This is a genomic window from Exiguobacterium sp. s194, from assembly GCF_018618275.1.
GTDB lineage: Bacteria > Bacillota > Bacilli > Exiguobacteriales > Exiguobacteriaceae > Exiguobacterium > Exiguobacterium chiriqhucha.
Genome location: NZ_JACSLT010000010.1, coordinates 117,560 through 136,221, shown reverse-complemented (window position 1 = coordinate 136,221; position 18,662 = coordinate 117,560). Strand labels below are relative to the sequence as shown.

Below are 18,662 nucleotides of genomic sequence, written 5' to 3'. Positions count from 1 at the left end.
ATATCGTTCTACAACCACGAGCGTCTCCAGAAACGACTAAACGGCTTGAGCCCTGTCGAATACAGGTCTCAAGCCGCCTAGGTTGGTTTTCATTATTTGCCCTGTCTACTTGACGGGGAGCAGTTCAACGTGCGGTGGTGTGAAGAGATCCGGTCAAGCGGAAAGAAGGGTCACCCCTTAGCCTGAAATTGGACACACTTCACCCGTGACTGTTCGTGCGAACAGTGATGATTCGTTTCATCAGTTGAGTGAGTGTGACTTTTTCATGGCACGCGGTACCTTCCTTTCCTAAGTTACTGTCACCGTACCAAATTGAAAGCGGATTCGCAAGAGCCGGACCACAATCTCCCATTTTTTCTACACCTTCCGGCGGATGCGGGGTCGTCGGTCGAGCGGTATGATTAAACCATCTTAGATGATGAGGTGACTGTTATGCGATTACGAAACCTGCTCGTCCCGAGCGCCGTCCTGGCGAGCGTCGGTACGTTCTTATATACCCGATTGAAACGAAGACTGCCTCGACCGGCCTTCAAAGTCCCGACGGTCAAACCGGACCTCGCCTCGTTCGATGAGACGATGGTCAGTGCCACTTGGGTCGGCCATTCGACCGTGCTCATCCATTGGTACGGATTGAAAATTTTGACGGATCCGGTGTTCTCGAAGCGGATCGGCGTCCACGTCGGGCCGGTCACGTTCGGGATGAAACGTCATACCGCCCCTGCCCTCTCGATTGAGGAGATCGGGCACGTCGACGTCATCCTGCTCAGCCACGCCCATATGGACCACTTCGACCATAAGAGTCTGAAACGACTGATCACCCGCGACACGGTCGTCATCTCGGCCCCGGGCACGAGCAAGCTGTTACGTAAATACCCGAGTCTGCAGACGCTCGAGATGCATCCGCACGACAAGCTGACGCTCGCGAACGGGCTTCACGTCCAAGCCATCCCCGTCGCCCACTGGGGCAATCGTTTCCCGTGGGACAAACATATGGGCTATAACGGCTACGTCTTGAAATATAAAGGCGTCCGCATGTTGTTCGCCGGGGATACGGCGTTCACCGAGTCGTTCAACGGGCTCGCGAACAAAGAACCGATCGACCTCGCTTTCTTCCCAATCGGTGCCTATCAACCGGAGTCGTTCGAGGAAGCCCACTGCACGCCGGAACAAGCATGGACGATGTTCAAACAGAGCGGTGCGAAACGTTTCGTCCCGATGCACTGGGACACGTTCGTCTTATCGTACGAACCGGTCGAGGAGCCGTATGAACGTCTCGTCGCCGCAGCCAAACTTGAACGTGACCAGATTGTGATCAAGGCGCACGGCGAAAGCATTCGGTTGTAGCTTTCGCTTTCACTTCCGTCCGATTTTCGGTAACGTAAGAGTTGAGAGGGAGGGAATCAATATGGAATGGACAACACTCAACAATGATGTGAAACTGCCGATGCTCGGGCTCGGTGTGTACAAAGTGGAAGACGGGGCGGTCACGGTCGATACGGTCAAAGCAGCGCTTGACGCGGGCTATCGATTGATCGACACGGCCGCTATCTATCAGAATGAGGAGAGCGTCGGCCAAGCGATTCGCGAATCCGGCGTCCCGAGGGAAGACATTTTCGTGACGACGAAACTGTGGAACGAGTTCCACGGCTATGACGAGGCGCTCCAAGCGTTCCAAGACAGCCTCGACCGGCTCGGTCTCGAGTACGTCGACTTGTTCTTGATTCACTGGCCGATGCCGCGCTTCGGTAAATTCGTCGAGACATATAAAGCGCTCGAACAGTTGTATGAGGAAGGCAAGGTCCGGGCCATCGGGGTCTCGAACTTCGAGGTCAGCCACCTCGAACAGATCATCCAGTCGTGCTCGATCGTCCCGGCAGTGAACCAAGTCGAGATCCACCCATACTTGTCCCAAAAAGAGTTGATCGCGTTCTGCCAGCGGTACGATATTCAAATCCAGGCGTGGAGCCCGCTCATGAAAGGGCGCGAGGCGCTTGAGGATCCGGTCATCGCCGAGATTGCGACCAAGCACGGGAAATCACCGGCTCAAGTCATCCTGCGTTGGCACTTACAGAACGGTGTGGCCGTCATCCCGAAATCGGTCACGCCGAGTCGAATTCGTGAGAATATAGAGGTGTTCGACTTCACGTTGACGAAAGAAGAGATGCACGCGATCGACGGACTCAACCGAAACGAGCGGACCGGGTCTGACCCGAACGAGATGCACAAAATCCACTACTGAGGAGAGATTTGACATGTTCAAAAAACTAGCTTCTGATTTGACGGGCTTCAGCGATATCGGTGAAGTCATCGACCCGAAAGATTTCGATAAGGCGGATTCGGACGATTACGTCCTCCATGAGGATAACGAGAAGATTTACTTCTTAATCAAGTCGAAATCGGACGAGTACTGCTTCACGAACTTGGCGATGATTCACCTCGACGGAACGAGCGCGATGAGTTCGAAACGCGTCTTGTATCGCTATCCATACGCCCACTTCCCATTGAATAACGTCATGTTCGAGACGGCCGGCACGGTCGACATGGACGTCGAGATCAAATTCACCATCGGCGACAAGCCGTATTCGATTGACGTGAACAAGAAACAAATCGAGCATGTGAAAGACTTGTACAAATCGCTCCTCGCCATCGCCGAGAAACAACGCGAAGGCCGGAAGATGATGGAGTATGCCAACGCCTCGCTCACGCATTCGGTGTCGATTTTGAGCGGGCTTCGTCAAGGCGATATGAATGTCGCCTCGACGTTCAAGGAATTGAACGAGCAGAGCTTCGACTGGCTTAAAGGTCACTACCATGAGTGGAACCGCAAAGACTTCGGTGACGTGTTCGAGAAGTACATCAACAACTAAAAAGGCGGTGACGTATGGACCTCATGTGGCTGTTGATTGGGTTCTTCTTGTTCATGCTAGTGATTTTGACCGTCTTTATTAGCAGTATGCTCAACGCCTTGTTCGGACAGCTACATCCAATCGTCCACGTCATCGCCATCGTGTTTTTATCGGTCGCGTATGAACGTCTATTATTAGACTATAATCTCATATGGATTATTACCATTCTTGTGACCGTAAGTTATCTATTACCACTTCTCATCGCCAAACTGTATCACAAAGGCGAGCGCATTGAACGCGAACGCCTTAAATGAAGAAATGCCCCTAGACTCCAATCGGATTCTAAGGGGCATTTTCATTTGCTTTCATCAATCAACTGTTCGGCGAGCCGTTGGAACAAATGACTCATATGGACGGCTGAGGCGATGGCGAGCGACTGTTGGATGCCGTTCGTCTCACTCGTGCGCACGTTGGCGAGGAGCGTCTCGGCTTGTTCCTCGAACGCCTGCATGTTCTGTTCTTTCTGAACCTGGTACGCGTCATAGAAGTCCTCGAGCGAGAAGCCCTCGTCCGACTCGTTCAGCGGCCGGAGCGTCTCTTTGATGTCATTGATCGAGAGCAATCCTTTCATCTCGTAAATCAGGCTGAGCAACATCAAGTGCTCGTTCGTGTACTTCTTGTTTTTGACGGGATGGAACAGCTTACCTTTGGCGTAGTTGTTGATCATCGTCTTCGTCAAAATCGTCTCGTCGTCACTCCGCTTCATCTTGCCGTAATGTTGCTCGAACAGCTGGATGACTTGGTCCATATATAAGTCGATCGTCGGGAGCACCTGCTTCGGCAACGTCCCTTCCGTCTTTACAATTTCATGCGGTTTCATCGAATCACCTCCCCTTCAGTATACGGACAAACCGGATTTGTCGAAACAAAAACCTTGTCGTTCTGACGTATACAGCTTATCATGTAGTTATGGATACTACATGACGTGATAAGGAGTGTTTTACATGAATTCGATTTTTCGGGAACCGATTAACGCACTGACCCACTTGGCCGGTGCCGTGCTCGCGTTCGTCGCGTTGATTGCGATGACGGTGAAAGCGTCACTGCTCGGCGAGCCGCTCGCCATTATGGCTGCGATTTTGTTTGGCATTAGCCTCGTCTTTCTCTATTTGTCGTCCGGTCTGTACCACAGCATCATCGCCTCGCCGAACGTCATCGCCTTCTTCCGGAGAATCGATCATGCGATGATTTACGCCTTGATTGCCGGGACATACGCCCCGCTCACGTTGCTTGCGCTCGAAGGGCCGACGCGTTGGGTGTTGTTCGGCACCGTCCACGCGCTCGCCTTGTTCGGGATCATCTTCAAGCTCGTCTGGTTCCACGCCCCGCGCTTCTTGTCGACAGCGCTCTATATCGGCATGGGCTGGTTATCGGTGTTCTTCATCGGACCGCTTCATGACGTCATCGGCAACGCCGGCATCTTCTGGCTCATCCTCGGTGGCGTCATGTACACGATTGGCGGCCTCATCTACGGCTTCAAGCCGAAGTTCGTCAACTGGCGCGGTTGGGGCTTCCACGAGGTGTTCCATTTGTTCATCCTGTTCGGCAGTTTCGCCCATTTCGTCTGCGTGTTCTGGTACGTTTTCTAAGTCCTCCTTGCGAGGGCTTTTTTCGTGAGCACATTCATTTACTTCGATTTCAAGACATCCTACACTGACTGTAGGAGGGATTAAATATGAAAATTGAAGTTTGGTCAGACTATGTCTGTCCGTTCTGTTATATCGGCAAGCGCCGTCTAGAAGAAGCGCTCGAACAGTTCCCGCACGCGGACAACGTCGAAGTGGAGTTCAAGAGCTTCGAGCTCGACCCGAACGCACCGACGACCGACTCGCGTTCGATTTACGAAGCACTCGCGAAGAAATACAGCATGCCGCTCGAGCAGGCGAAAGGCACGACGGCCCAAGTCGCCGCCCAGGCCCGCACCGTCGGACTTGAGTACGATTTCGACAACATGGTCGTCACGGGCACACTCGACTCGCACCGGTTGACGCACTATGCGAAGACGGTCGGCAAAGAGAAAGAATTGTCAGAAGCGCTCCTTAAGGCGTATTTCGTCGACGCGAAACATATCGGCGACCACGACGTCCTCGTCGAGATCGCAACAAGTGTCGGACTCGATGCCGACGCCGTGAAAGACGTGCTCGCTTCAGACGTATACACGGAAGACGTTCGCGCTGAAGAGAAGCGTGCGAGCGACCTCGGCATCACCGGCGTCCCGTTCTTCGTCTTCGACAATAAATACGGCGTCTCTGGCGCCCAGCCGACCGAGGCGTTCACGCAAGTGCTCGAGAAGACGTGGGCCGAATCGGCACCGACGCTTCAAGTGCTCTCGGGTGGCGCGACGTGCACGGACGATAACTGCGATATTTGATGTGAAACGAATAAAAGCAAAGCATTCGCCCATATTTGGACGAATGCTTTTTTGTTAATTTAAATCTTTCATCATATCCTCAAATGAAATGGTTTCAGAACGTTCTTTGTGCCTATGCATTGCTTCGTTGTAAAATTTCAAATCGAGTTCATTCTCGATACGTTCAAAGACAGTGTCCCGAACGAGAGTCGAGAGGGAGAGGTTCTTAGACTTCGCATACGCTCTAATCAGACGCTCGTCTTCTTCGTTGAGTTCAAAAGATATCGTCCTCATACAATCGACCTCCTATATGGAACATTGTATTACAAAATGGAAATGTTCATGTAGTCAAAACTTATATCTCTCGGAAGCCGAATCCCGGCTTCTTTTTTGTAGCTTTCTAAATCGTTCTGAAGGATAATTATTATTACCTAATAAGAATCGAGGACTTAACCATATGTGGAAAAATCGCAACGTCTGGATCATCTTGACCGGGGAGTTCGTCGCCGGTCTCGGGCTTTGGCTCGGCATCATCGGCAACTTGGAGTTCATGCAGGAGAAAGTGCCGTCTGACTTCGTCAAGGCGCTCATCCTCGCTGGCGGATTGCTCGCCGGGGTCGCCATCGGGCCGCTCGCCGGCCGTCTCACCGACCAAGGCTCGAAAAAGAAAATCATGCTCATCTCAAGTATTGTCCGGGCGCTGAGCGTTCTATTCATGTTCGTCGCCATCGAGACGGGAAGCGTGCTGTGGATGGTCGTCTTCCTCGTCTTCCTGCAAGGGTCGGCCGCGTTCTACTTCCCGGCACTCCAGGCCGCCATCCCGCTCATCGTCAAGGAACGGGAGCTGCTCGCCTTGAACGGGGTGCATATGAACGTGTCGACGCTGTCCCGGGTCATCGGGACGGCCATCGCCGGCATCTTGCTCACGCTCATCTCACTTCGGGACGTCTACGCGCTCTCGCTTGTCGCTTATCTGCTTCTCGCCGTCGCGACGTGGTTCTTGAAGATCGACGAGACGACCGTCCCGTCTGCGAAGAAAGTGGACGCGAAATCGTCCGGCGGGTTCAAGGACGTCTTTCCAATCATCAAATCGATTCCGGTCATCTTTATGACACTCGTCATGACGCTCATCCCGCTCCTCTTCATCGGTGGGTTCAACTTGCTCGTCATCAACATTAGCGAGCTGCAAGATTCGACGGCAATCAAAGGATGGATTTACACGGCCGAAGGGATTGCCTTCATGGTCGGTGCGTTCCTCATCAAACGGATCGGTGAGAAGTTCTCCGTGTTCTCCATCTTGTTCACGTTCTCGTTTTTGATTGGAATCGCCCAGCTCATGCTTTACTTCGCCGACATCCCGGCCGTCTCGATCGCCGCATTCGTCTTGTTCGGCTTCTCGGTCGGTTGCTTCTTCCCGACGGCCGTGACGATTTTCCAGACACGGATGCCGAAAGACTATCACGGCCGCTTCTTCTCGTTCCGGAACATGCTCGACCGGATCGTCTTCCAAGTCGTGTTGCTCGTCACTGGCTTCTTCCTCGATTTGATTGGCTTACAGCTCATGGTCGTCTTGTTCGGGATCAGCTCGATTCTCATGACGGGTGCATTCCTCGTCTATACGCGCAAACACAAACTTCATATCGAAACGGACGAGGCCGAACGCCTCTCTTCATAAAAACAAGCGGTGACCGATTCGGTCATCGCTTGTTCGTGTCTTCGATGTCACGCCACCAGTTGGTCGTGTCGTTCCGTCCGTCGAGTGTGATCCGCTCACCGATTCGTGGCGTGAGCACGTCCTCTCGTGGTAAGAGCCCCACCATCTGCTCAGCTGGGTCGAACCAGGCATGGAACGATAGCGTGAACGCGCCCCAATGAATCGGGAGCATCTTGTCGGCCCGCACGTCACGGAACGCCTGTGCCGTCTCACTCGGTTGCATGTGCACGTCCGGCCAGCGCTCATCGTATTGTCCGCATTCGAGCGCCGCGAAATCGAACGGTCCGTACGCGTCGCCGATTTCTTTGAAGTGTGGTCCATACCCGCCGTCCCCGCTGAAGAACAGGCGGTCCGTCTCGCCGAGGACGACCCATGACGCCCAGAGCGTCGCGTTGCGGTCGGTGAGCGAGCGACCGGAAAAGTGCCGAGCCGGCGTACAGACGAACGTCCATGAGCCGAAGTCAAACGTCTCGCCCCAATCGCGCTCGACGATGCGTTCCGCCCCGACGCCCCACCGTTTTAAGTGGCTGCCGACGCCGAGCGGGACGATGAAGACGGCGACCTTGTCTTGAATCGCTTGAATCGTCGCATAGTCCAAATGGTCGTAATGGTCGTGCGTGAGCAAGACGACATCGATGTCCGGCAAGCCGTCGAGCTCGAACGGCAAGTCTTCGCTGAACCGCTCGTTCTTCGCGAAGGGGAGCGGCGATGGGCTCCGGCCGAACATCGGGTCGACGAGCATCGTCTTACCGTCCATTTGGACGAGCATCGCCGAGTGTCCGAGCCAATAGATGCGTGTGAAGCTTGAACCGAGTTTCTCGCTGAAGTCGATCGGGACGACCGGTAAGCGCTCGCTCGGTTTCCGGAGCGAGTCCGGATTCAAATATTCCTTCGACATCGAAATCATGTCGTCCGATGAGAACCGCATCGGCGTCTCGAGCTGATTCTGAAACTTGCCGTTCACCAGGTTCGGCGACCGGAGCGCCTTCGGCTTTTTCCCGAGCGGTTTATATTGCGTGAGCACGGTACCTGTCACGGCAGCCAGGCCCATCAATGAAAATAATAGTGTCTTCTTCAATTCCATCCACTCCTCTACCTTATTCATTATACGGCACCAACGCCGATTCCCCTGTTTTCGAATACAAAAAAGACGGCACGGGCCGTCTTATGAGTTCTGTAAAATCTTGATGTCATTGACGATATCCTCGATTGGCACGTCTTGGAATCCTTGATACGCCTTGATGATTTTCCCGTCCTGGTCGACGAGATAGAACCACGTCGCGTGATCCACTTGGGTGCCTTCTGACGGTTTGCGGACGAGCGCTTTGAAGTTTTGTTGCGCGAACGCCTCAATCTCTTCTTGCGAATAGCCCGTCAAGAATTGCCAATCGGCTTTCGCCAAGTCGTAATCAGCCATGAACGCTTGAATCTTGTCCGGCGTATCGACGGTCGGGTCGACGCTGAACGACACGAATTGGACGTCTTCGACGCCTTCCTCGACGAGCGCTTCATTGAGTTTCGTCATGTTGTACGTCATCGGTGGACAGACCGTCTCACAGCTCGTGAAGACGAAGTCGGCCATCCAAACTTTGCCCTTCAAATCGTCCAGACTAACCATCTCTTCATTTTGATTCATATAGTCGAACGACTCGATCTCCCAATTGAGCGGGTCTTCAATCTCCTGGCCGCACGCGGCGAGCACCGCCATCAAGCTGATCAATCCGATGAGCATCCATTTCTTCACACGTTCCATCTCCTTCATTGTCAATTGCGTCTCACGCGCCAGACGAGGAGCGTGATCAAAGTAAATGCCGTCAAGGCAAGGAACGGAATCGTCACGAACCCGAACCAGTTGATGTATTGTACGTTGCACGGTACGCCTTGCACGCACGGCTTGATATCGGCGAAACCGGGTACTTTTTGAACCAAATAATGGTACAGTGAAACCAGGCCTCCGAGGATGGAGAGCGGCAATACATACTTCTTCACCGCCCGGTCGTCCGTGAACACGGCGACCCCGAGCAAGATGACGAGCGGATACATAAAGATGCGTTGAATCCAGCAGAGCTCACATGGCACGAACTCGCGAATCTCGCTGAAATAAAGACTGCCGAGCGTCGCCATGAGGGCGACGAGCCAAGCGAGATACAGACCATAACGGGTCAAGAATGACTGCTTCATGGCGTGCCTTGCTCGATCAAGCGCTCAATCGTCTCGTAGTCGAACGGGTCTTCGAGCATGACGCCGTTAATCATGATTGATGGCGTAAACTGGACACCGTGCTCTTTGACGAGCCCGTCATCGAGACTCACCTGTTCGAGCACCGTCGAGTTCTCACTCAAATCATCCTCGAGCTTCGCCACGTCGACCGATGTCGTCTCGCTCGCGATTTCCGTTAACCGCTCGACCGTGACCCATGCCTCGTCGTGCTGTTGACTCGCGGGTTGCGCGTCGTAAAGCGCCTTATGGAACTCCCAGAACGCGTCCGGGTCTTGTTTATACACCGACTCAGACGCGAGCGATGCCAAAATCGACTCTTGTCCGTGGAACAGGACGTTGATGTAGCTGAAACTGATTTTCCCTGTATCGATATAGTCTTCTTTCAACTTCGGATAGACCGTTTCGCCCCACTGTTTACAAGACGGGCATTTGTAATCCCCGAATTCGACGACCGAGACGGGTGCGTCTGCATCACCGAGCGTCGGCTGACCTTCCGTCGACACGTGTTCTGTCGTCGCCGGTGCCGCCGTCTCGGCTTGTTCGGTCGGTTGATTCATCAAGACGACCACGACGGCCACGAGGGCGACCGCGAGCAGTGTCGCGATGACTAATAGTTTGTTCTGTTTCAATCGTTTCACCTCTATTTGTATCGATTCGTCTTTCATTATAACGAAAGCGCTATCTGTTTCCACGAAATCGACCTTGTTTTTTCTCAACTTTGCTTCATGTCATGGAAAAAATGACGATGAACAAAGTGGATGTTGTTATTGTAGGAGGAATTTGTTCATGAAATCATTTTCGATGCGTCTCGGTCTCATTTTGGCGCTCAGCATCGCCACACTCGTTTTTTTACTCACCATCACGCTTACGTATATGACGAGTCAACGTTCCGCCGCCTCGCTCGAAGCGGAGATTGGGGAACGGTTGTCGATGACGTCGCATCAGCTCGTCGACAAGCTCGACTTTTACATGTGGTCACGCTATCAAGAAGTGCAATTACTTCAAGGGCTTGACGCCTTGAACGACCCTGCCTCGAGCCGGGCCCTGCTCGACCAGGTCCAGACGAACATCCCCGCTTTCTCGTGGATGGGTGTGACCGACGCGTCGGGGAACGTCGTCGCTTCGACGAACGGAATCTTAGAAGGCGCCAGCATCAAAGAACGCCCTGTTTTCCTCGAGGCACAGACTGAGCCGTTCATCGGCGATGTGCATGAAGCTGTGTTGCTCGCCGAGCTGTTGCCGAATCCGAGTGGCGAAGTCCTCCAGTTCGTCGACATCAGCGTCCCGCTCGTCCGTGACGGGACCTTCCAAGGCGTGCTCGCGACCCACCTCAGTTGGGAATGGGGCAATGAAGTGCTCCGCCACTTCAACCGGACGCTCCACCATCAGTCCGAGTATACCGACTTGTTCGTCGTCAGCGGACGTGACAACACGGTGTTGCTCGGTCCCGACCACCTCGTCGGCAAACCACTCCCGACGTCATTGAAAGAAGGCTGGCACGTCGACACGTGGCAGGACGGAACTTCTTATTTGACTGGTGTCGCCACCGGTGAAGGTTATGAGGATTACGCCGGACTCGGTTGGAGTGTCGTCGTTCGCCAACCGACCGAAGTCGCGTTCGCCCCGGTCATCGAACTCGAGAACAAAATATTATGGATCGGTCTCATCGCCTCGCTCGTGACGTCTACGCTCGGATGGTTCCTCGCCTCGATTGTGACGCGACCGTTACAACGGATCACCGAAACGGCTGCTCTGATGAAGCAAGGGAAGGCCAAGACGTTCCCGCACCAGTCTGGAATTCATGAGATCGAATCGCTCGCATTCGCCCTCGAGTCACTTGTCTCGTCTCTCACCGAATCTGAGACAGAACGTGTCCATTACGAGTCACTCGCCAACCGTGACGTCTTGACCGGACTCGCGAATCGGACGGCGCTTCGACACTATTTGAACGAAGCCCAAGCGACGAAGAACGAGTACGTCTGTTTCTATATCGACCTCGACGGTTTCAAAGCCGTCAACGACACGTATGGACACGCCACGGGCGATGATGTCTTGATTGAGATTGCCGAACGGTTGAAACGCGTGACGCTCGATGGTGCCTATCCGGTCCGGTTGAGCGGTGACGAGTTCTTCCTCTTGTTCGAACGGAATGGAAAGAGTGAACGATTAATCACTCAAATCGGACAAGACCTCATCACTTCCCTGTCCGAACCGATCGCCATTGAAGGCGGGACGACAAGTGTCGGGGCAAGTATCGGCGCCTCGCTCTGGCAGACGGAGACGGTGCCACACGCCGCCATCGAACGGGCGGACCAGGCGCTCTATCGCTCAAAGGCGAACGGAAAGCATCAAATCACGCTCGATGAGACGCTCATCGCATAAGCAAAGGTCCATGCCGCTCGGCATGGACCTTCTTGTATTACGCTTCGAACAACAATTGTTCTGGATCTTCAATCATGTCTTTAATGTGCTTGAGGAACGTCACGGCCTCACGACCATCGACGATACGGTGGTCATATGAGAGCGCCACGTACATCATCGGTCGGTTCTCCATCGTTTCCGCGTCGATAGCGATTGGGCGGAGTTGAATCGAGTGCATCCCGAGAATCGCGACTTGTGGGCCGTTCAAGATCGGTGTCGACAAGAGTGAGCCAAAGACGCCACCGTTCGTGATCGTGAACGTTCCACCTGTGAGGTCGCTCAACCCGAGCTTGTTATTGCGTGCTTTATCGGCGAGGTGCAAGATGTCTTTCTCGATTTCACCGAAGTTCTTGCGATCCGCTTCGCGGACGACCGGGACGACGAGGCCGTCCGGAGCCGACACGGCGATACCGATGTCATAGTATTTTTTCAAGACGATCTCGTTGCCTTGAATCTCTGCGTTCAAGTACGGCATCCGTTTGAGTGCCGCGACGGCCGCCTTCGTGAAGAACGACATGAACCCGAGTTTGACGTCGTTGTCTTTGACGAACTTCTCTTGGCGACGTTTACGGAGCGCCATGACAGCTGACATATCGATTTCGTTGAATGTCGTCAACATCGCTGCCGTCTGTTGCACTTCGACGAGGCGGTTGGCAATCGTTTGACGACGACGCGTCATTTTGATGCGCTCTTCGTCTTTGCCGCTCGCTGCCGGTTGCGGTGCCACTGCCGGTGCTTTCGGTGCTTGTGGTGCTGACGTCGGTGCTGGTTTCGACTCGTGGCTCGTCACGTCATGGACGTTGATGCGGCCGATCGGGTCGTTCGTTTGAACGGCCGACAAGTCGATGCCTTTCTCACGTGCCAATTTACGGGCTGCCGGTGTCGCAATCGGTCCCTTACCTGGGCTTGCGACGTGCTCTTCACGGCGTTCGACTTTCTTCGCTTCCCCGACTGCTTCGACTTTCGTCTCGGCAGGTGCTGGAGCAGTTTCTGTCGCTGTTTCCGTTTTCGTCTTCGTCGCGACGGCCGTGCCGCCACCTGAGCCTGAGCTGAGGCGAGCAATCACTTGTCCGACTTGGACCGTGTCCCCTTCGGCCGCCAATTGCTCGTCGAGCGTGCCCGACTCATCGGCCGGCACTTCGATGTTGACTTTGTCTGTCTCAAGTTCGACGATGGCTTCCCCTTTTTCGACGTGGTCGCCTGGCTGTTTGAGCCACGACGCGACCGTTCCTTCCGTAATGGACTCTGCTAATTCCGGTACTTTAATTTCGATCACAATGAGTTCCCCCTTAACTTATTTACGATCTTTTTGGTATGTGCTCGTGCCGGCAGCAGCCGAGACGGCGTCACGTGAGATGGCTTCACGGATGATGCGTGCTTGCTCTTGTTTATGGGCTGTCGGGTTTCCTTCAGCCGGGCTCGAACGACGGCGACGGCCGACGTAGCGAACGTTTAGACGGTTCGATGTGACAGCTTCGAGACGTGGTTCGATGTACGTCCATGCCCCCATGTTCTTCGGCTCTTCTTGCACCCAGACGATTTCTTTCGCGTTCGGATAGCGGCTGATCAATTCGCGGATCTCACGGACCGGGAACGGATAGATTTCTTCGACGCGGATGATGTGCAAGAAGTCGAGTGACTCCTCTGACTTCATCGTCGCTTCTTGCAAATCGATTGCCATCTTCCCTGAACAGAAGACGAGACGTTCGACTTTGTCCGGATTTTCACCGAGACCGGCTTGTTCGATAATCGGGCGGAAGCTGTTGTCTGACAGTTCATCGACCGATGAGGCTGCAAGCGGATGACGGAGCAGGCTCTTCGGTGTCATGATGATCATCGGACGGACTTGTTCTGTCCCGAGCATCTTCGCCTGACGACGCAAGATGTGGAAGTACTGCGCGGCCGTCGACAAGTTCGCGACCGTCCAGTTTTTCTCTCCGGCGAGCGTCAAGTAACGCTCCATGCGGGCGCTCGAGTGCTCTGGCCCTTGGCCTTCATACCCGTGCGGCAACAGCATGACGAGACCTGACTTCTGTCCCCATTTGGCGCGACCGGCCGAGATGAACTGGTCGAACATGACTTGGGCCGAGTTGGCGAAGTCGCCGTACTGGGCTTCCCAAAGCACGAGCGTGTCTTGGGCGAACACGTTGTAGCCGTATTCGAAGCCGAGCACTGACCCTTCCGAGAGCGGGCTGTTGTGCACCGAGAACGAGGCGTTCGCCGTCGACAAGTGATGGAGCGGCGAGAACTTCTTGCCTGTCTCGACATCGTTCAACATGATGTTACGTTGCGCGAACGTACCTCGCTCCGAATCTTGTCCGCTCAAACGGATTGGTGTGCCGTCCGAGATGATCGAGGCGTAAGCGAGCGTCTCGGCATGGCCCCAGTCGACTTTCCCGTTGTCCGCGAACGCGTCACGGCGACGGTCGAGCACTTTTTGCAGCTTATGGAACACGCCGAAGCCTTCCGGCCAGACGAGCAATTCGTCATTCAATTGCTGGAGCACGTCACGTTCGACACCTGTCTCAACGAACGGGAAGCCTTTGTGGACCGCTTCCGGCAAGATGATGTCGGCATCTTCTTCTTCGGCCGGGACGAGGTCACGGGCCGATTTGAGACGGTCTTCAATCGATTGCTCGATCGTCGCTTTGTCTTCTTTCGACATGACGCCTTCCGCTTCGAGCACGTCGGCATACACATGACGGACCGATTTGTGTTCTTTGATGGCCTTATAGAGCACTGGGTTCGTGTTCATCGGCTCATCCATCTCGTTATGACCGTAGCGGCGGTAGCCGACCAAGTCGACGAGAATGTCTTTATGGAACTTGGCGCGATACTCGCTGCACAATTTAGCGACAGCGACACATGCTTCCGGATCGTCCGCATTGACGTGGAACACCGGAATCTCATAGCCTTTGGCGATATCACTCGCATAACGTGTCGAGCGCGAGTCGCTCGGGTCGGTCGTGAAGCCAATCGTGTTGTTGGCGATGACGTGGACCGTCCCGGCTGTACGATAACCATTCAAGTTCGTCATGTTGAGCGTCTCGGCGACGATGCCTTGACCTGGGAACGCAGCATCCCCGTGAATCAAGATTGATGCCGCCTTGTCGTCATGTTGGACGGCCATCCCTTTTTCAGAGCGGTCGTCTTGCGCGGCGCGCGTATACCCTTCGACGACCGAACCGACGAACTCGAGGTGACTCGGGTTGTTGGCGAGGTTCAAGCGGACTTCTTTCTTCTCTTCTAACACTCTGCGGTCGAGACCGAGGTGATATTTCACGTCACCGGACCAACCGAAGTTGATGCCGATCGATCCTTCCGACGGAATCAATTCTTTATTCGGGGCGTGCTGGAACTCGGCGAAAATCATCTCATACGGTTTGCCGAGCACGTGCGCGAGCACGTTCAAGCGTCCGCGGTGGGCCATCCCGATGTTGATATGTTCTGACCCGCTCGAGATGAGGCCGCCGACCATGGCGTCAAGGAGCGGCACCATCGCGTCGAGCCCTTCGATTGAGAAGCGTTTTTGTCCGACGTATGTCTTATGAAGGAACGACTCGAACAACTCTGTTTCCGCTAGACGTTGGAACAACTCGATTTTCTCGTTCTTCGAGTATTTCGCTTTCAATGCGCCCTGCTCGATGCGGCGGCGAATCCAACGCTTCTCTTCCATATCATCCAAGTGACGGAGCTCGATGGCGACCGGTCCTGTATAGACGTCAAGCAAGTGACGAACGAGCTCGAGCGCGTTCGCACCCGGCTTCGGCACGTCTTCCGACAACAAGTGAGCCGGTACTTGCTCGAGGTCCGCTTCACTCAACCCGTAGCGGTCAAACGCAAATAAGCCGTGCTCGCGCGGGTGGTCTTTGAGCGGATAGATGTCGGCCGCTTTATGGCCGAGTGCCCGGATATCATTGACCAACCGTGTCGCTGCCACGACTTTCTCTAAATCAAACGATGCAGCCGGCGCGACAGGTGCGCTCGCTTCCGGTGCCCCGTGCTCGTCAAAGTATTGACGCGTCTCCGCATCGACTGATTCTGGGTCTTCCACATACTGCTCGTACAATTCAACGATATAGCCTAAGTTTGGACCATAAAATGCTTGCACTTCTTCGCGACCGTTCGACGACTCTCCCATTGAATAAATCCCCCTATCCGTTCCTGTGCGCCCGATGTGTGAACGCTTTCATTTTAACATTAAGCACGAAGCAGTTCATCCTTCTGATTCGTCCTGCAAAAAGAGCCAAATCTTGCCTCTTTCTCTCCTCTCCATACTACACCTTTCCATATGGAAAGACCCTTTCAAATTCACAATTCGTCCATACTATTTCAATAAGTTTTCCTTATCAACAAATTGTGAAATCAGGCTTTTGTTTCAACAATTTCAAAAATAGGTGAAACCTTGTTTCAATCTGCCCCGTATAGTACGGTAATCCAGTTGGAAAATACTCTCAACGAAAGCAAGGTGACCTTATGTTATCCGTACAAAACGTACACAAGAAAATGGGGCAGACGAACGTCCTGACAAACGTCAGTTTTGACGTCACCCCTGGAGAAATCTTCGGATTCCTTGGACCGAACGGTGCCGGGAAGACGACGACGATCCGCATCATCACCGGACTCATGCCGGCGACACACGGAACTGTGACTGTCGACGGGTTCGACGTCTCAACAGATCGCCAACAAGCGCTCAGTCGCATCGGAGCCATCGTCGAGAACCCGGCCTTCTATCCATATTTGACGGGCCGCGAGAACTTGATTCACGCGATGAACTTGATTCCCGGCTTAAAGAAAGTCGATTTGAACGCCCTCGGTGCCCTCGTCGGACTCGAGACGAAACTTGATATGAAAGTGAAACAATACTCGCTCGGGATGAAACAGCGCCTCGGGATTGCCCGTGCCCTACTCCATAACCCGAAAGTTTTGATTCTCGACGAACCGACGAACGGGCTCGACCCGGCCGGAATCGCCGATTTGCGTAACTACTTACGGCATTTAGCCGACCATCGCGGCATCGCCATCCTCATCTCAAGTCATTTATTGAGCGAGATGGAACTGATCACCGATCGGTTCGCCATCATCGACCAAGGACAAATCAAATCGATTCAAGGTGACGGCGAAGCGAAGACGGAGAGCGTCATCCTCTGTAAAGTCGACCGCAAACAAATGAACGAGGCGCTCGATGTCGTCGCACTCGCGTTCGATGACGTGAAAATCATTCAACAATCGGCCGAGACGTTCATCGTCCCACGTCCGGAAACGGATATCCCGCACTTGTTGAAACATCTTGTCGATCGCGACATCGCGGTCTATCAAATCGGCATGAAGCACGAGACACTTGAGGAGCAGTTCTTGAAAGTGACGAAGAAAGAAGGAGGCACGAACAATGCGTTCATTACTAGCCAATGAATTTATGAAGTGGCGCCGCACGATCAAACCGTTGATCGCGCTCGGCATGTATACCGGGATTATTATCTTGACGTACTTCATCGTCCGGAGCGGCGACAATCCAGGTGACGCGGAAACATTCGTCAACTATGCGACGATGGCCGCCATGACGTTCCTCGGTATTTTCACGATCGTGTTCACAGCCGAGATGATTGGAAATGAGTTGAAATTTGATACGTTGAAGCACTTGCTCATGAGCCCGTACTCGCGCGACCGGATTTTACTCTCGAAACTTGTCGCCGCGCTCTTGATTATGCTCGTCCAATTCGTGTTCATCCTTGCCGTCACATATGGCTTCGCCTGGACGCTCGACGGAGCATTGACGTTCGAGCAGTTCCGCAACGTCTTACTTAGTGTCTCGAGCGGCGTGTTCGTCATCTTCTTGACGCTCATGTTCTCGGTCGTCTTCAAGTCCGTTGGCGTCGTCATTGGTTTCACCGTGCTCGCGAACTTCGTTTCGACGATGATTGGCGGACTCCTCATCGCTTGGAAGCCGGACATTGCCAAATGGATCGTCTTCTTGCATACGGACCTGTCGATTTATTACCAGAGCCCTGGCTTCATGGAAACAATGGACGTAACGATTTGGTTCTCAGCGTTCTATGTGTTGATTCATATCGTCGCGTTCTATATCATCACAGCATTCGTATTCCGGAGCAAAACGTTCGCTGAATGACGATTAACGCCGTCGGTAGAGTGGTACTTCATAATGTGAGACTCATTTTGAATGGAGGGACCACGATGTCAAAGACGGCGTTACTCATCATCGACATGTTCAATGATTTCGACTTTGTCGGCGGGGAGGACCTACTTCGAAACACGGAGCCAATTGTCGACCCGATATTAAAACTGAAGCGGCATTTTAAGGCGAACGATTGGCCGGTCATCTATTGCAACGACAACTTCGGTCAGTGGAAAGACAGCACCGAGGATATCATCCGTCACGTCGAGTCGTCGAAAGGCAGCTCTATCGCAAAACGGATTGCACCGGAAGACAAAGAGTATTTCATCATCAAACCAAGGCACTCGACGTTTTACGGGACGCAGCTCGATATCTTGTTGCGTCAACTTGAGGTCACGTCGCTCGTCCTGACCGGTGTCGCCTCGGACATCTGTATCTTGTTCTCGGCGAACGACGGCTATATGCGCGAGTATGAGCTCCACGTCCCGCGCGACTGTGTCGCCGCCGAGACGGACAAGCGCAACGACAGCGCCTTGACCGTCATCCACGAGGCGCTCGGCATTTCGACCGATGATGCCGACACGTATATAAAAGATACCCAGGTGTGATAAAAGCCTCTGACTGTTGGACACATAATCCCAACATTTCAGAGGCTTTTTCGTTTTGTTTTCAGCTATGCTTGATATATGAAGAAACAATGAAGGATGTGACAACATGTATCTCACAATTGGATTATCGTTACTCGTTTGCGTGCTTGCCCTCATTTTTACGATTATGGTCGGACTCGGGAAAGACAAATCAGACTACAATCAAAAGAAAAGCTGGTCAATGGTGTCGTGGACGTATATCGTCTTGTTCCCGGTCTCATTTTTGGCGCTCGGCCTGTTATACTATTTCATTACCCGATGACCTCGTTCA

21 protein-coding genes are annotated in these 18,662 nt (G+C 53.5%); 13 read left to right on the top strand and 8 right to left on the bottom strand.

All coding sequences use genetic code 11. The annotated features are described in order from the left end of the window. The 5 genes from KNP85_RS15925 to KNP85_RS13240 form a co-directional block, all read left to right on the top strand. The coding region (locus tag KNP85_RS15925; protein ID WP_214800926.1) for an IS3 family transposase at positions 1 to 81 on the top strand (81 nt) is incomplete at its 5' end. A gap of 351 nt (positions 82 to 432) precedes the next feature. Further along, entirely contained in the window at positions 433 to 1,344 is a 912-nt protein-coding gene (locus KNP85_RS13255) for an MBL fold metallo-hydrolase (RefSeq protein WP_214803411.1), read from the top strand. Between the two features lie 61 nt (positions 1,345 to 1,405). Then, a complete protein-coding gene (locus KNP85_RS13250) occupies positions 1,406 to 2,239 on the top strand; it encodes an aldo/keto reductase (RefSeq protein WP_021066769.1) in 834 nt (277 codons plus the stop codon). 13 nt (positions 2,240 to 2,252) lie between these two features. Further along, a complete protein-coding gene (locus tag KNP85_RS13245; RefSeq protein ID WP_021066768.1) occupies positions 2,253 to 2,867 on the top strand; it encodes a PH domain-containing protein in 615 nt (204 codons plus the stop codon). Positions 2,868 to 2,881: 14 nt separating this feature from the next. Next, entirely contained in the window at positions 2,882 to 3,160 is a 279-nt protein-coding gene (locus KNP85_RS13240) for a hypothetical protein (protein ID WP_214803408.1), read from the top strand. A 41-nt stretch (positions 3,161 to 3,201) separates the two neighbouring features. Here the strand turns inward: KNP85_RS13240 and KNP85_RS13235 are convergent, their stop codons facing one another. Next, positions 3,202 to 3,726 carry a DUF1836 domain-containing protein gene (locus tag KNP85_RS13235; protein WP_214803405.1) on the bottom strand — a complete coding sequence of 175 codons (525 nt, stop codon included), beginning with the start codon at positions 3,724 to 3,726 and terminating at the stop codon, positions 3,202 to 3,204. Between the two features lie 124 nt (positions 3,727 to 3,850). On the opposite strand from KNP85_RS13235, the gene trhA reads away from it, so the two are divergent. Both trhA and KNP85_RS13225 read left to right on the top strand, forming a co-directional pair. Next, positions 3,851 to 4,495 (top strand): PAQR family membrane homeostasis protein TrhA, encoded by a 645-nt coding sequence (gene trhA / locus KNP85_RS13230; RefSeq protein ID WP_029595912.1) that lies wholly within the window; start codon positions 3,851 to 3,853, stop codon positions 4,493 to 4,495. Between the two features lie 86 nt (positions 4,496 to 4,581). After that, positions 4,582 to 5,277: a DsbA family oxidoreductase gene (locus tag KNP85_RS13225; protein WP_021066765.1), complete on the top strand. Its 696-nt coding sequence runs from the start codon at positions 4,582 to 4,584 to the stop codon at positions 5,275 to 5,277. A gap of 54 nt (positions 5,278 to 5,331) precedes the next feature. On the opposite strand, the gene relB is transcribed toward KNP85_RS13225, so the two are convergent. Next, complete coding sequence (relB, locus tag KNP85_RS13220) at positions 5,332 to 5,550, bottom strand: type II toxin-antitoxin system RelB family antitoxin (protein WP_029595913.1); 219 nt, start codon at positions 5,548 to 5,550, stop codon at positions 5,332 to 5,334. A 163-nt stretch (positions 5,551 to 5,713) separates the two neighbouring features. Between relB and KNP85_RS13215 the strand changes: the two genes are divergently transcribed. Beyond that, positions 5,714 to 6,931 (top strand): MFS transporter, encoded by a 1,218-nt coding sequence (locus KNP85_RS13215; protein ID WP_214803402.1) that lies wholly within the window; start codon positions 5,714 to 5,716, stop codon positions 6,929 to 6,931. Between the two features lie 22 nt (positions 6,932 to 6,953). Here the strand turns inward: KNP85_RS13215 and KNP85_RS13210 are convergent, their stop codons facing one another. The 4 genes from KNP85_RS13210 to KNP85_RS13195 all read right to left on the bottom strand — a co-directional run bounded on the left by KNP85_RS13210 (position 6,954) and on the right by KNP85_RS13195 (position 9,819). Beyond that, entirely contained in the window at positions 6,954 to 8,054 is a 1,101-nt protein-coding gene (locus tag KNP85_RS13210) for an MBL fold metallo-hydrolase (protein ID WP_236355713.1), read from the bottom strand. Positions 8,055 to 8,135: 81 nt separating this feature from the next. Next, positions 8,136 to 8,723, bottom strand: a complete 588-nt coding sequence (locus KNP85_RS13205) for an SCO family protein (RefSeq protein WP_029595916.1) — start codon at positions 8,721 to 8,723, stop codon at positions 8,136 to 8,138. A gap of 11 nt (positions 8,724 to 8,734) precedes the next feature. Continuing rightward, positions 8,735 to 9,151 (bottom strand): disulfide oxidoreductase, encoded by a 417-nt coding sequence (locus KNP85_RS13200; RefSeq protein ID WP_029595917.1) that lies wholly within the window; start codon positions 9,149 to 9,151, stop codon positions 8,735 to 8,737. After that, complete coding sequence (locus KNP85_RS13195) at positions 9,148 to 9,819, bottom strand: DsbA family protein (protein WP_021066759.1); 672 nt, start codon at positions 9,817 to 9,819, stop codon at positions 9,148 to 9,150. Before KNP85_RS13195 ends, KNP85_RS13200 begins: the two co-directional genes overlap by 4 nt. A gap of 157 nt (positions 9,820 to 9,976) precedes the next feature. On the opposite strand from KNP85_RS13195, the gene KNP85_RS13190 reads away from it, so the two are divergent. Continuing rightward, the gene (locus tag KNP85_RS13190; RefSeq protein ID WP_214714023.1) at positions 9,977 to 11,572 is read left to right on the top strand and encodes a diguanylate cyclase domain-containing protein; all 1,596 of its coding nucleotides are present in this window, start codon (positions 9,977 to 9,979) and stop codon (positions 11,570 to 11,572) included. 37 nt (positions 11,573 to 11,609) lie between these two features. Here the strand turns inward: KNP85_RS13190 and odhB are convergent, their stop codons facing one another. Next, positions 11,610 to 12,887, bottom strand: a complete 1,278-nt coding sequence (gene odhB, locus KNP85_RS13185; RefSeq protein WP_214803399.1) for a 2-oxoglutarate dehydrogenase complex dihydrolipoyllysine-residue succinyltransferase — start codon at positions 12,885 to 12,887, stop codon at positions 11,610 to 11,612. Positions 12,888 to 12,905: 18 nt separating this feature from the next. Then, a complete protein-coding gene (locus KNP85_RS13180; RefSeq protein WP_214803396.1) occupies positions 12,906 to 15,752 on the bottom strand; it encodes a 2-oxoglutarate dehydrogenase E1 component in 2,847 nt (948 codons plus the stop codon). Between the two features lie 335 nt (positions 15,753 to 16,087). On the opposite strand from KNP85_RS13180, the gene KNP85_RS13175 reads away from it, so the two are divergent. The 4 genes from KNP85_RS13175 to KNP85_RS13160 all read left to right on the top strand — a co-directional run bounded on the left by KNP85_RS13175 (position 16,088) and on the right by KNP85_RS13160 (position 18,653). Next, positions 16,088 to 17,023 (top strand): ABC transporter ATP-binding protein, encoded by a 936-nt coding sequence (locus KNP85_RS13175; protein WP_029595920.1) that lies wholly within the window; start codon positions 16,088 to 16,090, stop codon positions 17,021 to 17,023. Further along, the gene (locus KNP85_RS13170; protein WP_021066754.1) at positions 17,001 to 17,738 is read left to right on the top strand and encodes an ABC transporter permease; all 738 of its coding nucleotides are present in this window, start codon (positions 17,001 to 17,003) and stop codon (positions 17,736 to 17,738) included. The genes KNP85_RS13175 and KNP85_RS13170 overlap by 23 nt, the downstream gene beginning before the upstream one ends. Positions 17,739 to 17,803: 65 nt before the next feature. Next, on the top strand, positions 17,804 to 18,352 hold the full coding sequence (locus KNP85_RS13165) for a cysteine hydrolase family protein (protein WP_035385683.1): 549 nt from the start codon (positions 17,804 to 17,806) through the stop codon (positions 18,350 to 18,352). Positions 18,353 to 18,458: 106 nt separating this feature from the next. Then, positions 18,459 to 18,653 (top strand): hypothetical protein, encoded by a 195-nt coding sequence (locus tag KNP85_RS13160; RefSeq protein WP_021066752.1) that lies wholly within the window; start codon positions 18,459 to 18,461, stop codon positions 18,651 to 18,653. The last annotated feature ends 9 nt before the right edge of the window (positions 18,654 to 18,662 follow it).

What these genes read in the sequence shown, in the direction of transcription:
- KNP85_RS13175 (WP_029595920.1), top strand. Translation starts at nt 16,088, where the DNA reads ATGTTATCCGTACAAAACGTACACAAGAAAATGGGGCAGACGAACGTC.
- KNP85_RS13250 (WP_021066769.1), top strand. Translation starts at nt 1,406, where the DNA reads ATGGAATGGACAACACTCAACAATGATGTGAAACTGCCGATGCTCGGG.
- KNP85_RS13180 (WP_214803396.1), bottom strand. Translation starts at nt 15,752, where the DNA reads ATGGGAGAGTCGTCGAACGGTCGCGAAGAAGTGCAAGCATTTTATGGT.
- KNP85_RS13190 (WP_214714023.1), top strand. Translation starts at nt 9,977, where the DNA reads ATGAAATCATTTTCGATGCGTCTCGGTCTCATTTTGGCGCTCAGCATC.
- KNP85_RS13240 (WP_214803408.1), top strand. Translation starts at nt 2,882, where the DNA reads ATGGACCTCATGTGGCTGTTGATTGGGTTCTTCTTGTTCATGCTAGTG.
- relB (WP_029595913.1), bottom strand. Translation starts at nt 5,550, where the DNA reads ATGAGGACGATATCTTTTGAACTCAACGAAGAAGACGAGCGTCTGATT.
- KNP85_RS13215 (WP_214803402.1), top strand. Translation starts at nt 5,714, where the DNA reads ATGTGGAAAAATCGCAACGTCTGGATCATCTTGACCGGGGAGTTCGTC.
- KNP85_RS13255 (WP_214803411.1), top strand. Translation starts at nt 433, where the DNA reads ATGCGATTACGAAACCTGCTCGTCCCGAGCGCCGTCCTGGCGAGCGTC.
- KNP85_RS13245 (WP_021066768.1), top strand. Translation starts at nt 2,253, where the DNA reads ATGTTCAAAAAACTAGCTTCTGATTTGACGGGCTTCAGCGATATCGGT.
- KNP85_RS13205 (WP_029595916.1), bottom strand. Translation starts at nt 8,723, where the DNA reads ATGGAACGTGTGAAGAAATGGATGCTCATCGGATTGATCAGCTTGATG.
- KNP85_RS13210 (WP_236355713.1), bottom strand. Translation starts at nt 8,054, where the DNA reads ATGGAATTGAAGAAGACACTATTATTTTCATTGATGGGCCTGGCTGCC.
- KNP85_RS13235 (WP_214803405.1), bottom strand. Translation starts at nt 3,726, where the DNA reads ATGAAACCGCATGAAATTGTAAAGACGGAAGGGACGTTGCCGAAGCAG.
- KNP85_RS13165 (WP_035385683.1), top strand. Translation starts at nt 17,804, where the DNA reads ATGTCAAAGACGGCGTTACTCATCATCGACATGTTCAATGATTTCGAC.
- KNP85_RS13170 (WP_021066754.1), top strand. Translation starts at nt 17,001, where the DNA reads ATGCGTTCATTACTAGCCAATGAATTTATGAAGTGGCGCCGCACGATC.
- KNP85_RS13200 (WP_029595917.1), bottom strand. Translation starts at nt 9,151, where the DNA reads ATGAAGCAGTCATTCTTGACCCGTTATGGTCTGTATCTCGCTTGGCTC.
- trhA (WP_029595912.1), top strand. Translation starts at nt 3,851, where the DNA reads ATGAATTCGATTTTTCGGGAACCGATTAACGCACTGACCCACTTGGCC.
- KNP85_RS13225 (WP_021066765.1), top strand. Translation starts at nt 4,582, where the DNA reads ATGAAAATTGAAGTTTGGTCAGACTATGTCTGTCCGTTCTGTTATATC.
- KNP85_RS13160 (WP_021066752.1), top strand. Translation starts at nt 18,459, where the DNA reads ATGTATCTCACAATTGGATTATCGTTACTCGTTTGCGTGCTTGCCCTC.